The sequence below is a fragment of the Bacillus cereus genome, assembly GCF_015071065.1.
Classification (GTDB): domain Bacteria; phylum Bacillota; class Bacilli; order Bacillales; family Bacillaceae_G; genus Bacillus_A; species Bacillus_A cereus_BA.
Genome location: NZ_VOVA01000001.1, coordinates 657,910 through 672,796 on the forward strand (window position 1 = coordinate 657,910; position 14,887 = coordinate 672,796).

Genomic DNA, 14,887 nt, shown 5'->3' on the forward strand with positions numbered 1-14,887 from the left:
CTTTGATTTTTTGGTATGTATAGTATGGTATAACAGCTCACACGGAGGTGGAAAAGAACATGTTAGAAACCTTTCAAAAAGAAATAGAACTATATGAAAGCAATGCAGAATTATTGAAAGTGCTTGCTCATCCTGTTCGCTTATGTATTGTAAAGGGATTAATTGAACGTGGCCCAAGCAACGTTTCTACAATGTACACAGGCTTAAACATGCCACAATCTACAATTTCACAGCATTTAGCAAAGTTAAAAAGTGCTAAAATCGTTTCTAGTGAAAGAAAAGGATTGGAAATTTACTACAAAGTAGAAAACGAAACAATTATTCAACTCGTTCGCGTATTATTAGGTTAGGGACCTATAGACAGAGAAAAAGAGCGTATTCTATATTTTCCATCTCATATCTTTAATATAAATATATATCATGAGAGAAAATATATAATGCTACATAATTAAAAGTCGTATTAAAAAACAAGACACAGAAAATACTGTGTCTTGTTTTTTTCATATGGTTAAATATTGATTCAAAAGTAAATTCTTCATATCTTTCGTGTGTATAACAACATCGAAAGCATTACCTAATCCTCCGTTCAAAATCATAGAGCGAATAGCTCTATTTAGTTTTTGAGTTTCAGAAAAAGGGTTGGTATCTTGATGACTAGCAAGCTGATCTAATATTCCTGCTGCTAACAAAAACTCTGATTGCTTCCTATGCCATATCGTATTAATTCCTTGTAGCTCAAAATTCATCTTCAACTCATCCCAATGAACATGCGTAGTAAGGTCCATTTCTCCTGGATATGCAAGCGGATTATGAATTAACTTATGCTTATAATATCCTCTTAAACTTCCTTCATGATGTGCAGGATGCATCCATTCTTCTTTTGTATATCCATAATCAACTGTAATACATATACCTTTCTGAAACCATTTCGCAATCTCTTCTATATACTCTTCCATTGCAATAGGCACTTCAAAGCGCTGTCCCTCAGCAATATGAATGTTATATTTCAATAAGTAACGGCCGACTCTTTTCTCTATCGGTCTAAATACTTCTGTAAGGTTTCCCTCATCTGTATATGTGATACGTACTTCATACAAAATTCCATTTCTTTTCTCAACTATCTCAACAGGAAACGCATCAAATAATTCATTCGAAAAAATAATTCCTTCGAAAGACTCTCCCATTTCAATATAAGATGTATAATACGACACATTATCAAATAAGCAAAGCCTCTCCTGTTGTAATCTTCTATGAAAAGGGCTCACTTCAATAATTGAATAGTTTAAATTGATAAAGGTTTCCGGAGATAATTGTTTCCATTCTTGTAAAACATCATAGGCAAACTTTCCTGTTCCCCCACCAATCTCACAAATATTTGGAGAAACTTCTCCCTTTTCAACAAGCCGAATAAAAAACTTAGCAAAAGTCTTCGCAAATACAGAAGATACATTGCTACTCGTAAAAAAATCTCCCTGTCTTCCAATTTTTTCACGTTCTCTCATATAATACCCATGTTCCTCTGCATATAATACGAGGTTCATATACGTACTATATGAAATCGAATGATCCTTTTCTTTTCCCATCCATTCTCTTAAATTGAGCTCCATCCCCATAATGACTCCTTATTGTAAAAATGGATTATTTTCTTTTTCAAAACCAATGCTTGTTTCTGGACCGTGTCCACATAGCACCGCTGTTTCATCTGGTAATACAAATAATTTCTCTTCAATACTTCCAATTAATTCAGCAAAACTTCCACCAGGTAAATCCGTTCTTCCAATACTCATTTGGAACAATACATCTCCAGAAAATACAGCATTCGCCTCTTTACTGTAATAAGAAATACTTCCTGGAGAATGTCCTGGTGTCTCAAAAATTTCAAAACTAAAAGAACCGATCGTTAATGTACCCTCTTCGTCAACAATATGATCTGCTGGTTTTGCTGTAATACTGCGGTTCATCATAAAAATTTGCGAGCCATTCACAGTTGCATCGCCTAACCAATCCGCTTCTTCTTTATGTACGTATACAGGAATATGAAAAGCGTCCCTCACCGCATCAACAGCACCGATATGATCGAAATGAGCATGTGTTAATAAAACCGCAAGTGGTTTTAACTGTGCTTCTTGTAAATATGTAACAAGTTTCTCTCCTTCATGGCCAGGATCAAAGATAATACACTCATTTTGATCATTCGTTAAAATATAAGCATTTGTTTGTAATGGGCCTAACGGCATTTGTATCCATTTCATATGAAAATCTCCTCCAGTTATTTAATTTACTTTTAATGATACAACATTTCTTTCTCTTAGGAAAAGAAGGGGTGTTATCTCGACAATCATTTTTAAAACATGTACAATATAAAAGAGTAAATATTCTAAAAACTCATCCTACGGAATGAGTAGACAGAGGAGGATATTGTATGGGCCTTGTTATTATTTTTACGCTAGTCACTCTGTTAGCTGTATTTGCTACGCTTAGAACACTTCGCGAAAAAAACTTATTCGCGGGCGGCTTCGCTATTGCAACTGTACTTGTTTTCGGATGGTTTACAATCATGACTGTTCTATATAATGGGTACCCACCAACAGCTTAATCCATTTACATTTTTATTCTCCAACAAGATCTTGCATAAAAAGAGGAAGGGGGCCCCTTCCTCTTCTCATTATTCACAACTTATATCATCTTCGCCTCGTATTTGTGCTTCTTTACAAGCCACGCTCCTCCAATTACACCTGCATCATTACCAAGTATTGCAATTGCTAACTTTGTGCTCTTTACAGCACGAGAGAAAGCATATTGCTCGAAATAACGTTGAATTGGCTCTAATAGTGCATCTCCAGCTTTAGATACGCCACCACCAATTACGATTTTCTCTGGGTTCAACGTACTAGCAAGGTTCGCTACAGCTAATCCTAAATAAGAAGCTACTTTTTCCACTACTTCACCTGCTAGTTCGTCACCTTGTCCAAGCGCTTCAAACACATCTTTTGATGTAATAAGCCCTTCTTCTGCTAACATAGAACGTAAAACACTTTCTTTATCTGTCTCTTGTATTTTTTGCATAGCAACACGCACAATACCTGTTGCAGAGGCTACCGTTTCTAAGCAACCCGACTTCCCGCAATTACATGGAAAAGCGTTCTCTGTAACAACTGTAATATGTCCAATCTCACCAGCAGCACCGCTTATACCATGTACAATCTCACCATTGGCGATAACACCACCACCAACACCAGTGCCAAGTGTCATACAAATTAAATCTTTTGCTCCTTCACCAGCACCTTTCCACATTTCACCAAGCGCCGCTAAGTTTGCATCATTATCAATAACAACAGGTAATCCCGTTTCTACTTCTAGTAAATCTTTTAACGGATAGTTTTTCCATCCTAAATTAACCGCTTCATAAATCATTCCAGATGCCACATGTACAGGACCAGGAGCTCCCATACCAATACCAATTAACTTGCTTTTTAATTCACCTAATTCTTCTAACTTTTTATCAATAGCTTTCGCTACATCAAGTGTAATATGTTTTCCTTGTTCATTTGTATTCGTAGGGATTTCCCACTTATGTAAAATTTCACCGTACACATTAATAAATGCTAATTTAATCGTTGTACCACCAAGGTCAACACCAACTAACCATTTCTCTTCCATGTTACGTACCTACCTTTATCTAATTCTTATTTATCTCTTTTTGAATTTCTTGCTTCAACAAAAATAAAGCTGTTTGATAGTCTTGTGGATCGATTAGTTGTGATTGATTTAATTCACGCAATTCATCTTGCATTAATTGTAAATCGGCGATTCGATCACCCGTATAAATAATCGTACCAAATTTCTTTAGCAATTGCTGAATATCATAAATGGATATCATTTCATCACCCTCTATGCTCACTTACTATAAAAAAATTATAATAAGAAAACGTTCACATATTTTATTATAATCAAGAAGAAAAAGTCTCGTCAATTTTTATTTGTCTATACAAGCCCATTTATAACCATTGTTCCTTTTTCTGTAATAATTTTTTCTACATTTTTATCAAATGGCTCTACCGGAATATGTTTTACAATTTGAAAATCATAAGCTAATGATAGCGTTTTCCCTTTATAGTGCACGAGATAACGATCATAGTAGCCACCGCCATATCCAATCCGTTCCCCTCGCTGTGTATAAGCTACTCCTGGCACGATAAGAAGATCAATTTCACACGCATTCACTTCTTCCGTAAGTGCTGGAATCGGTTCACGTAAATTCATATATACTGTTTCTAATTGATTTAAATTACTAATTTGTCGAAAAGACATCGTTCTTGTCCCTTTATTACACTTCGGAACAACAATTTTCTTTCCTGCTTCCCAAGCTTTTTCGATAATAGGATATGTATTCACTTCATGCTCCATCGAGAGAGTGATTCCAATTGTTTTAGCTTCAACCCACTCTTTTTGTCCATACACCGAAACTGCAATTTGTTCCGATAAAGTTGTATACTGTTCTTCAGATAAAGAATTCATGTGTTCTATTACTTGTTTGCGTAAACGTATTTTCTCTTCTTTCACACACTTTTCCCCCTTGCAGTGACACTTTACTCTACGAAGATAGTGTATCACTTTTACGTAGGAATCGCATAAAAAAAAAGAAACAGTAGGAAAATATTCCTACTGCTTACTTTGTTTCACGGTGTAACGTAGACTTCTTGTCACGCTTGCAATACTTTTTAAGCTCGATACGCTCAGCGTTGTTACGTTTATTTTTCTTTGAGATATAGTTACGATCTCCGCATTCTGTACATGCTAGAGTAATATTCACACGCATTCTTATTTCCCTCCAGTCACTAATAACTTAAATCAGACTATACTATAATACCACTTTTAAAATAAAAATTCTACACCTTTTGATATTGTCTAATTTTTTCTATAAGATTTTTCATGTTTTCCCTTGCTATTACTGGGTTTCTAGCATGTGAATACACCAAAAATTTTGGTTGTTTTGTATCAGAAACGATATAAGACCACTCTTTTTCTGTATATTTGAACTGTATTCCTTCAAATATACCTTCTTCTTTTCTTTCCATATCGGCCAATAATTTCCTCATTACTTTCCCTTTTTCCTTCCATGAACATACAACTTCATCATAAAGTAGATACAGTGGCGGTGATTGCTCTGCTATGCTAAGTAATGTTTTTCCTTGCAATGCTATTAATTCAAATAATTTTCCAATTCGATATAAAATATCTCGCTTCCATCTTAATTGAAAAGAGTTTTTTTCATTATGCATATAAAAGAGGAGATAACATTCCCCTAATTTCAAAGACATCGGGTAAACATTATCTGCTGATTCGAGTAATAAATCTGGAATATCTACTTCTTCAAAATCAGTTCCTTGGTAAATATTGCTGTGAGTGTCATATAATTCGAAGCGATTTCCGTGTTCAGAAAACATAAGCGCCATATTTGCTTTACTCGATTTCATCAAAGCTTTCACATGATCTTTTTGTTCACTCGCATAAATCCATGTAACTGTGCATCCAATCCTTTGTAGAAAGAGCATAAGTAAATGTTGTAACATATCATTTCTCTTATTAATAAGAAGATGAAACTTCTGTTTTTGTATCGTTTCAATATCAATACGCTCTAACACAGCTTCTACATAATTATTTACAGAAACGTGAACTAGCTTATTTCGCCCCATTTCTTTCTCACAAGCGTAATAAAACGACTCAGACATATATACTTGTTCTATCGCTTTTTGCTGCTTATACGTTAAAAACGAGCCCTCCTTACCATACAGTTGTATAACAATCCCTCTTTCGTTTTCCACTTGAACGAAAACTCCACCTGCACATTGCAAATTATGAATGGCATACTGAAAAAGCGACTCATTCATTTCTTTACATTCCATCGTATGAATCCCGCTGCCATGAATGGCATGGAGGAATAAATTTTTAAAGGACGTTGTTTCTATATTTTCCTGACTTCCAATCAATATACTCTCTCCTTTGGCAAAAAGAGATCCATAAGCCATTGCAACTTTCACAATAAATTGAGGAGTAATTTCAACATTACCCCTTCCTACAATCCGGCTTTTTTGTAACCATCCTGCACTCTTTTCACTCTCTTTAACACCGGCAGAACCTACTATCGAATGACTATCTATCTCCTTATATGGCCATATTTTTCCTTTTTGCTTAATTACTGTACTTTTCCCTATATGACAATGATCCGCTACAATACTTTTTTGAAAAAGTGTAACATCATCTTCGACCATTGTATGATCTCCTATTGTTGTTTCTAACAACTCACAATTTTTTCCTATATGAGAGTTTGCAAAAATGATGCTTTTTTGAAGATGAGAATAACTTGAAACGATACTATTTTTCCCGATAATAGAGTACGGTTCAATTACAGCCCCTGCACCAATCATTGCTCCTTCTCCAATAAAAGAAGGACCATGAATTTTCGTCCCTTTTCCTATCGTTACACCTTCTCCCATCCACACCATTGGTAATACTTCTGTATATGGAATAGGCACCTTCAATTTTTTCGTCAACAAATCGAATTGAGCTTGCCGATATTGATCAAATGTACCAATATCTAGCCAATAGTCTTCTGATAAATATGCAAATAAAGCATTTTTATTCGCCAATAACGGAAACACATCATGACTGAAATCCGAAAATTCCATGGATGGTATGTAAGAAAAGATTTCTGGCTCCATTATATAAATACCTGTATTCACAATATTAGAAACTACCTCATTCCAGCTCGGTTTTTCTATATATCGTATAATTTCTTGTTCTTTATTCATTACAACTAACCCAAATGAGAGTGGGTTTTCTACTTCTTTCGCAAACATCGTTACCATTCTCTTCTTCTGTTCATGAAATGCAATTCCTTCTGATAATTGAAAGTCAGTTAATGCATCCCCACTAATAACAACAAATGTTTCATCTAAAAAACTTTCCGCTTGCTTAATGCTCCCTGCTGTTCCAAGCGGAGGAGAATCTTCAAAATAATACAAGTTAACTCCCCACTTACTACCATCACCAAAGTATTGCTTAATGGCAGTACTCATATATTGAACTGTAATTGCAATTTCACGAATACCATGCTGACGTAATAATTCAATATTATATTCAAGAACTGGTTTTTCTAACAATGGTAACATCGGTTTTGGAGTATTACATGTTAATGGTCTAAGACGTCTCCCTTTTCCTCCAGCTAAAATAACCCCCTTCATATACTTCAGCCTCCACTTATATAATGTTCAAGAACTCCGTATATCATTTATCCCACATTAACTGCAGGAAAATTCCGGTTTGGTAAATCTAACAATCAGTGAGAGGCAGCCCCACTAATTAAAGCCTCACTTTATGAATAAATGTACCTTTTAACTCCCGATAAAAAAAGAAAGCGCTTACCATTAACTTAGTAAAATAATTAATTAGACGTAACTAACACATATGTACTTCTTTTTCCATTAATTATGATACATCTTATCATCATAGACTAAAGGAAACAACGAGCTTTTTTTGTCATGTTTTGACAAAAAAAGTAGGTGATTTCTCATCACCTACTTTTTCCCCTACTCATTCAATAAATAATGCTTTCCTTTTACTAAATAAAATACATTCTCAGCAATATTTGTAACATGGTCTGCTACACGCTCAATATATCTTGCAACAAAGGATAGTTGTGTAATTTGTGTAATCGCTTCTGGTTGTCCAGGGACAGAGGAAATAAATTCACGAATCGCTTTCCCATAAATTTCATCAACTGAATCATCCATTTCAGCAATTTGTTTAGCAAAAGTTAAATTTTCTTGCTCATATGCTTCTAATGCTAAATTTAACATCTTATGAGCAATCTCAAACATTTCCTCAAGATTACGCAAGCTAACGACCACTTCTTTTTCACCAAGACGAATTGTTGATTTCGCAATATTAACAGCATGGTCTGCAATACGTTCTAAATCTGTCGCTGTTTTAATTGAAATGAAAATCCTTCTTAAATCACTTGCTACAGGCTGCTGCTTTGTAATAAGCATAAGCGCAAGGTCATTTATTTCCTCTTCTAAATTATCCATGCGATAATCCCCATCAATGACTTCTAACGCTTTCTCTACATCCCTGTGGTGAAGACCTTCCATAGCAATCAATAAAGCTTCCCTTGCTAACTCACCAAGCTCGATCACCTTTTGCTGTAACGTTTTTAAATCACATTGAAACTGTTCTCTTACCATCGTTTCTTCCCCCTCAATATTATGTGCCATTATATATAAAGTGAAACTTTAATCAGTGTGGGGTTTTTTCATCCCCCACTGATTATTAGTTGAACCAATCGGGCGTTTATGGGCAGTTGATCTCCCAACTAACTTCTTTGTTCCAGCCGAGTTTTGAGTTGGGAGTTTTACTGCCCGTTAATGCGGGATAAATCCCCTACCCAGCCTCTTGTACGTTTATTAAGCCTTGAGAAAAGAGAAATATTACTCCCCTATTAGAATGAGGTGAAAGTGAGAAATGCCCTCTGTTAAGGGGGCATTTCCTCTTAGCCTTACAACAATATCAACCAAATCGTCCTGTAATGTAGTCTTCTGTACGCTTATCTGTAGGTGTTGTAAATAATTTGTTCGTATCTGTATATTCCACAACTTCTCCACTTAAGAAGAAAGCAGTTTTATCTGAAATACGTGCTGCTTGTTGCATGTTGTGCGTCACGATAACAATACTAAAGTCTTTCTTTAACTCCTGAATTAGCTCTTCTACTTTTGATGTTGAAATTGGATCTAGCGCCGATGTTGGTTCATCCATTAAAATTACGTCTGGCTCAATCGCTAAGCAGCGTGCAATACATAGGCGCTGTTGCTGTCCACCTGATAAACCATATGCGTTATCGTGCAAACGATCTTTTAACTCATCCCAAATCGCTGCTCCGCGCAAGCTCTTTTCAACGATTTCATCAAGTGTTTTTTTGTCACGAACACCATGGATTTTCGGGCCATATGCTACATTTTCATAAATAGATTTTGGGAATGGATTTGGCTTTTGGAATACCATACCCACATGCGTACGTAATTCTTCAACCGGATATGACTTTTCGAATATGTTTCGTTCTCTATATTCGATAACGCCCGTAGTTCGAACGATAGGCACTAACTCTACCATACGATTTAGTGTTTTTAAGTACGTTGATTTACCACAACCACTTGGACCGATAATCGCTGTTACTTCATTCTCATGAATACTTAAGTTGATATCTTTTAAAGCGTGGTCTTCTCCGTACCATAAATTTAAATTTTTCGTATCAAATACCACTTTTTTTGGTTCTGTCTCAATCTTTTTCTCGTTTTTCACCTGTACATTTACTACTGTTGCTACCATTTGAATTCCCCTTTCATCCACTTCCAACTTATTTTCGATTTCGTAACCATAAGACAAATATATTTATAAAGAGCAGCAACCCTAACAAAACAATCATCCCAGCTGCTGCTACATACTGAAATTCTTCTTGTGGTCTACTCATCCAATTAAAAATTTGAATTGGTAAAACCGTAAATCTATCAAACATGCTGAACGGAACATAATTTGCAAAGGCAAGAGCCCCAATGACTAATAATGGTGCTGCCTCACCAATTGCTCTCGATACCGCTAACGTACATCCCGTTACAATCCCTGGTAAAGCTACTGGCAATACAATTTGATACATCGTTTGCCACTTCGTAGCACCTAATCCGTAAGAAGCCTCTAGTAATGAGCTCGGCACAGTTCGAATCGCTTCTTGACTAGCTACAACAACAGTTGGTAAGACGAGTAAACTCATCGTCAGTGCCGCTGCAATTATGCTCTCTCCTAAATGGAGAGCGTATACGAAAATAGTTAACCCGAGTAAACCAAACACAACGGAAGGTACCCCTGCTAATGTTTGATTATTTAATTCAATTAACTTTTTAAAAACGGACTCCTTCGCATAATGCTCTAAATAAAGAGCTGTTCCGACTCCAAATATAAAAGAGACCGGTATAACAATGCTCATAAATAGTATTGTTCCTGACAAAGCAGCGACAATCCCAGCTTCTCTCGGATTACGTGAGGCGAAGTTTGTAAAGAAATCTATTGAAAGATAACTTATACCTTTTTCAAAAATTTGAAAAAGCAATATAAAAAGTATTACTACCGAAAACAAAATTGCTATATAAAACAAACACTTGTAAATCCGATCCTTTAAAAAACGCGATGCCATATTTTCTTGTATTTTTTTATGGTTTAACATTCTCATATTATGTCACCCTCCTAAAACGGCGCATAATATATTGCGAAATGATATTCATAATAAAAGTAAACATAAATAACGTTGCACCTACAGCATACATGCTGTAATAAGTAATCGTTCCATGCGGAGCATCACCTAAACTCACTTGTACAATATAGGCTGTTAATGTTTGAATAGAATGAGTCGGATCTATCGATACATTAGGTGTGGATCCAGCTGCAATAACAACAATCATCGTTTCACCAATCGCTCGAGAAGCTGCTAATATAATCGCTGCCATTATGCCCGTAAAAGCCGATGGAAACACCACTTGTTTTACCATCTCAAAACGAGTCGCTCCTAGCGCTAATGAGGCTTCTTTAATTCCTTTTTCTACAGCTCTCATCGCATCTTCAGAGAGAGACGCAATCGTCGGGATCATCATGAACCCTATAACAATCCCCGGACTAATAGCATTAAAAAACTGCAAATCTGGTATAACGCGTTGTAAAAGTGGTGTGACAACTGTTAACGCGAAAAAACCATATACAATTGTCGGGATGCCGGCTAGTAGCTCTAACAACGGTTTTAATATTTTCCGAGCGCCATTCGAAGCGTATTCGCTTAAAAACACGGCACAACCTAAACCAATAGGAATTGCTACGAACATGGCAATTGCTGTTACAAGGATTGTTCCACATATAAGTGGTAATATACCGAATTTCGGATCTTCAAAAAAAGGTAACCATTCTTTCTCTGTCAAAAAAGAATACAATGATATCTTTTGAAAAAACATGATTGTTTCATTTGCCAACGTAATAATAATTCCAAGTGTCGTTACAATGGACACGCTAGCAATGACTTTTAGTATTAACGGAACAATTCGATTGATTCGCTGCGTTTTTTTTCTTCTATTTGTATTTCTCTCAATCAAATGTTGTACAGAAAATGTAATTTGACTTTTGTCATTATGAGCCAAAGATGAAAACCCCTTTCCACCCTGACATTACCTTTTTATTTCTGTTAACATTCGCAGTTGTTCATTATATTTTTCTTTTGGTAATTTTACATATCCGACCTCTTCAGCAAGGCTTCCAACATGCTTAATCATAAACTCAACATAATTTGCTACATTAATTTTATTTCTGATAGATGCATGATTCACATACGTAAATAGCGGCCTAGATAATGGCTTATACGTACCCGATTGAATGGTCTCTTTCGTTGGAAATACACCATCCACCTGTATTGCTTTTACCTTATCTCGATTGGCCATATAATAAGCATATCCTACAAAAGCAATGGCATTTTTATCATTCATTACCCCTTGCATAATAACTTGATCGTCTTCAGACAAAGAAACCGTTTTTACAAGGCGATTATTTTGTAAGACAACATTTTGAAAATAATCATAAGTACCAGAGTCTACGCCTGGCGCATAAAATTTAACTTGTTCACGTGGCCATGATGAATGAATTTGTGACCATCGTTTCAATCTTCCATTTTCACTCCATAATAGACGTAACTCGTCTATCGTCATATTGTTTACCCACGTGTTTTGACGATTCACAACAATCGTTAGACCGTCATAAGCAACCTCAAATGGTGTAAATTGAATGGAGTTTTTCTGCATTACATTTTCTTCTACCGGTTTCATCAATCTCGAAGCATTGTTTATATCTACTTCTCCTTTACTGAAACGATTAAATCCTCCTCCTGTCCCAGAAATACTAATAGAAATTTTCACGTTTGGATGGGCCTTTGTATATTCCTCTGCTACTGCCTCTATAATAGGAAAAACCGTTGAGGATCCATCAACTCTCACTTCTCCCATTTCATTTGTAGCGAATGCAGTAGACATATTAAAACAAAGGAAACATGTCGATAATGTCAAAACTTTAATCGATGCGCTCATCCATTTCACGTGTTCTTCCTCCTAGAAGTAACCGGAAATAACAGGATTACAGATATAAGAATACTGCTAAACTATTAATTCGGTTTTAATTGTTTGTAAAAGTTTTGTAAAGTTCCACAAAAACAACTGTATACACAAACTTTATTTTCACTTTTGTACTTTAGATGCAGGAAATTTTCTAATCATCCATAAAGTGAAACTTTAATCAGTGGGGGTTTTGTTCATCCCCCACTGATTATTAGCCTTCACCAATCGGGCGTTTACGGGCAGCAGGGCTCACACCTAACTTCTTTGCTCCAGCTGAATTTTGAGGTTGGAGTTTTACCGCCCTCAAATAGCGGGATAAAGCTGCTATCTCCTATCACACAAGACAAACTTAGAGCGTATGCACTAATCTTATTGTGTTCATCGTTTTTGAAACTACATGTTTTTTCAATATTTTACGCTTGTCCACATTTACTAGACCATATGCATAAAGCATAAAAAAAAGTACACTATCTTTTCAGATAGTGTACTTTTTTTACAACTTTTTTATTCATCATCTTGATTTTTATTTTTTTTCTCTTTTTCATCTTTTGGAGCTTCACCAGTTATTGCTTGTTGTTTTAACTCAAAATAAGCATCCATAATTTCACGACCAATATATCCGTTAATTCCTGTTTTATCATCATGTACCCATGGTACAACAACAGAAAATGCTACTTCTGGATCTTCAAGTGGCGCATAACCTACTAATGTTAAATTATATGTTTCACGACGCTCACCTTTTGCATTTCTACCAATCTCTTTATCTCCGCCATATACAGTTTGAGCTGTACCTGTTTTCCCAGCGGCTTTATATGGTGCGCCTGCAAAGTATTTTGTAGCTGTACCACCTGAATCATTATACACTTGTCTAAATCCTTCTTGAACACGTTTAATTTGCGATTCAGGCATATCAATGCGATTTAATACTTTCGGTTCCATTGATTGAACAACTTTTCCAACTTCCTCTGGCTTCGTAGCTGGCTCGCGGATTTCCTTTACAACTTGCGGTTGCATACGATATCCACCATTCGCAATCGTCGAAATATATTGTGCTAATTGAAGTGGTGTATACGTATCATACTGTCCAATTGATAAATCTAATAAGAAACCTGGTATCTGATCTGTTCTACCTCTTTGTCCAGCCGTTTCATTCGGTAAATCAATGCCAGTTTTTACACCAAGTCCAAATTGACCGAAATAGTAACGCATAGTATCATATGATTTTTGTGGTATATCTAACGTACCGCCTCGCACATATGGAACCCCAGCGATATTCATCGCTGTTTTAAACATATAAACGTTTGAAGACATTTTTAACGCTGTCAGGTCATTAATGTATCCCATCGTTTTCCATGATGATTTTGTTTGTGTACCTTTTAATTTAATTGGTTCATCTAACTGTACAGATCCAGGTTGAATCGCGCCAGTTTGATATCCCGTAAGTACTGTCGCACCTTTTACAGTTGAACCCATCGGATAAGAACTCGTCATCGTTCCTAATGCAAAATCTTCTACTTTCGTTTCGCCGTCTTTATCCACTAATTGTTTCCCCGCCATAGATAAAACTTCACCATTTTTCGGGTTCATCATTACAACGAATGCACGGTCTAAAAGAGGTTCGCTCCCTTTAAATCTCATTAAGTTTTTCGTAAGAATTTCTTCTACGCGCTTTTGTAATTCCATATCGATTGTTAAATTCAGGTCGTTACCTCGTTGTCCTTGTGACACATTAATAGTTTCTAAAATATTACCATCTTTATCTGTAACATTTCTAACTTCAGCTTTTGTACCGTGTAAACTATCTTCGTACTGTTGCTCAAGGTAACTTTTCCCTACGCGATCATTACGATTATAATCACGAACAAGATAGTAATCTAATCTTTCTCTCGGCAACCCTTCATCAGAAGAAGTTACACCACCAAGTACACTTCGGAACGTATCGTCATACTTATATTTTCGCTCCCAGTCAACATTCGTATCTACGCCTGGTAATTTCGCTAAATTTTCACTAATAATCGCATATTCTTCCGGGGTTGCATTTTTTTTAACGATTTGCGGCGTCATTGCATATCCGCTTTCCATCTTACTTTTAATCGCCAATATTTCTAGATCTTTTGCTGACAGTTGATTAATCTCTTCTTCTGTTACACGATTTCGTTGACGTTCATCTAGTTCTTTATCGTCAATTTTATTCACTTTAAACTCTTCACGATCTTTTTTTGTGATTTTTGCTTCTGCTTCTTCTTTATGTAAAGCAAGCCAATAATCTTTTTTATCGCGATCTGTTAACTTATCTGTTGGGACTTCAATTAAATCTGCTAACTTTTTCGCCGTTTCTAAGCGATCTGCTGCAGTTGATCCCTTCATTTTTGTAAATGTAATTGTACGAATAGGCTCATTATCTACGACCGCTTCTCCATTACGATCAAATATTTTCCCGCGTGGTACAGGATTACTTATCGTTGAATTTTCTTTTTTCTCAACTTCATTTTTATATTCCTCACCACGAACAATTTGTACGTATCCAAGCCTTACAATAACCGCGGAGAACATTAAAAACACGCAAAAAAACAACACGTTTAACCGAAAGGGAACGTGGGTCTTTATCTTTGTCTGGTTCTTTTTCTGCTTCTTACTCATACAAACCCCCTCTACCAACAGCTATGTAATGTGAAAGGGACACCTTCATACAG

Annotated in this window: 15 protein-coding genes; 2 read left to right on the plus strand and 13 right to left on the minus strand. The window is 35.9% G+C overall.

Annotated elements, in window-relative coordinates; all coding sequences use genetic code 11:
* Window positions 1-59 precede the first annotated feature (59 nt).
* The gene (locus FT637_RS03460; RefSeq protein ID WP_000894375.1) at window positions 60-350 is read left to right on the plus strand and encodes an ArsR/SmtB family transcription factor; all 291 of its coding nucleotides are present in this window, start codon (window positions 60-62) and stop codon (window positions 348-350) included.
* Between the two features lie 150 nt (window positions 351-500).
* Here the strand turns inward: FT637_RS03460 and FT637_RS03465 are convergent, their stop codons facing one another.
* Together FT637_RS03465 and FT637_RS03470 are read right to left on the minus strand one after the other, a co-directional pair.
* Window positions 501-1,613 carry a class I SAM-dependent methyltransferase gene (locus FT637_RS03465; RefSeq protein ID WP_193645135.1) on the minus strand — a complete coding sequence of 371 codons (1,113 nt, stop codon included), beginning with the start codon at window positions 1,611-1,613 and terminating at the stop codon, window positions 501-503.
* Window positions 1,614-1,622: 9 nt separating this feature from the next.
* Complete coding sequence (locus FT637_RS03470) at window positions 1,623-2,252, minus strand: MBL fold metallo-hydrolase (RefSeq protein WP_193645136.1); 630 nt, start codon at window positions 2,250-2,252, stop codon at window positions 1,623-1,625.
* Between the two features lie 170 nt (window positions 2,253-2,422).
* On the opposite strand from FT637_RS03470, the gene FT637_RS03475 reads away from it, so the two are divergent.
* A complete protein-coding gene (locus tag FT637_RS03475; RefSeq protein WP_002015138.1) occupies window positions 2,423-2,596 on the plus strand; it encodes a DUF2759 domain-containing protein in 174 nt (57 codons plus the stop codon).
* 80 nt (window positions 2,597-2,676) lie between these two features.
* Here the strand turns inward: FT637_RS03475 and glcK are convergent, their stop codons facing one another.
* From glcK to FT637_RS03530, 11 genes are all read right to left on the minus strand, one after another.
* Window positions 2,677-3,660, minus strand: coding sequence for a glucokinase (glcK, locus tag FT637_RS03480; protein WP_002145726.1), 984 nt, complete (start codon window positions 3,658-3,660; stop codon window positions 2,677-2,679).
* A 19-nt stretch (window positions 3,661-3,679) separates the two neighbouring features.
* Window positions 3,680-3,880, minus strand: coding sequence for a YqgQ family protein (locus FT637_RS03485; RefSeq protein ID WP_002173470.1), 201 nt, complete (start codon window positions 3,878-3,880; stop codon window positions 3,680-3,682).
* Between the two features lie 104 nt (window positions 3,881-3,984).
* The gene (locus tag FT637_RS03490; protein ID WP_193645137.1) at window positions 3,985-4,563 is read right to left on the minus strand and encodes a 5-formyltetrahydrofolate cyclo-ligase; all 579 of its coding nucleotides are present in this window, start codon (window positions 4,561-4,563) and stop codon (window positions 3,985-3,987) included.
* 106 nt (window positions 4,564-4,669) lie between these two features.
* Window positions 4,670-4,819 (minus strand): 50S ribosomal protein L33, encoded by a 150-nt coding sequence (gene rpmG / locus FT637_RS03495; RefSeq protein ID WP_001265616.1) that lies wholly within the window; start codon window positions 4,817-4,819, stop codon window positions 4,670-4,672.
* Window positions 4,820-4,889: 70 nt separating this feature from the next.
* The gene (locus FT637_RS03500; RefSeq protein WP_193645138.1) at window positions 4,890-7,244 is read right to left on the minus strand and encodes a sugar phosphate nucleotidyltransferase; all 2,355 of its coding nucleotides are present in this window, start codon (window positions 7,242-7,244) and stop codon (window positions 4,890-4,892) included.
* Window positions 7,245-7,589: 345 nt separating this feature from the next.
* On the minus strand, window positions 7,590-8,246 hold the full coding sequence (gene phoU, locus FT637_RS03505) for a phosphate signaling complex protein PhoU (RefSeq protein WP_193645139.1): 657 nt from the start codon (window positions 8,244-8,246) through the stop codon (window positions 7,590-7,592).
* A gap of 322 nt (window positions 8,247-8,568) precedes the next feature.
* A complete protein-coding gene (gene pstB, locus FT637_RS03510; RefSeq protein ID WP_193645140.1) occupies window positions 8,569-9,384 on the minus strand; it encodes a phosphate ABC transporter ATP-binding protein in 816 nt (271 codons plus the stop codon).
* 28 nt (window positions 9,385-9,412) lie between these two features.
* Window positions 9,413-10,279, minus strand: a complete 867-nt coding sequence (gene pstA, locus FT637_RS03515; RefSeq protein WP_002145719.1) for a phosphate ABC transporter permease PstA — start codon at window positions 10,277-10,279, stop codon at window positions 9,413-9,415.
* A 1-nt stretch (window position 10,280) separates the two neighbouring features.
* Window positions 10,281-11,231 (minus strand): phosphate ABC transporter permease subunit PstC, encoded by a 951-nt coding sequence (pstC, locus tag FT637_RS03520; RefSeq protein WP_002199339.1) that lies wholly within the window; start codon window positions 11,229-11,231, stop codon window positions 10,281-10,283.
* A 27-nt stretch (window positions 11,232-11,258) separates the two neighbouring features.
* Entirely contained in the window at window positions 11,259-12,176 is a 918-nt protein-coding gene (locus FT637_RS03525; protein WP_193645141.1) for a PstS family phosphate ABC transporter substrate-binding protein, read from the minus strand.
* 522 nt (window positions 12,177-12,698) lie between these two features.
* On the minus strand, window positions 12,699-14,834 hold the full coding sequence (locus FT637_RS03530) for a peptidoglycan D,D-transpeptidase FtsI family protein (protein WP_193645142.1): 2,136 nt from the start codon (window positions 14,832-14,834) through the stop codon (window positions 12,699-12,701).
* Window positions 14,835-14,887 lie beyond the last annotated feature (53 nt).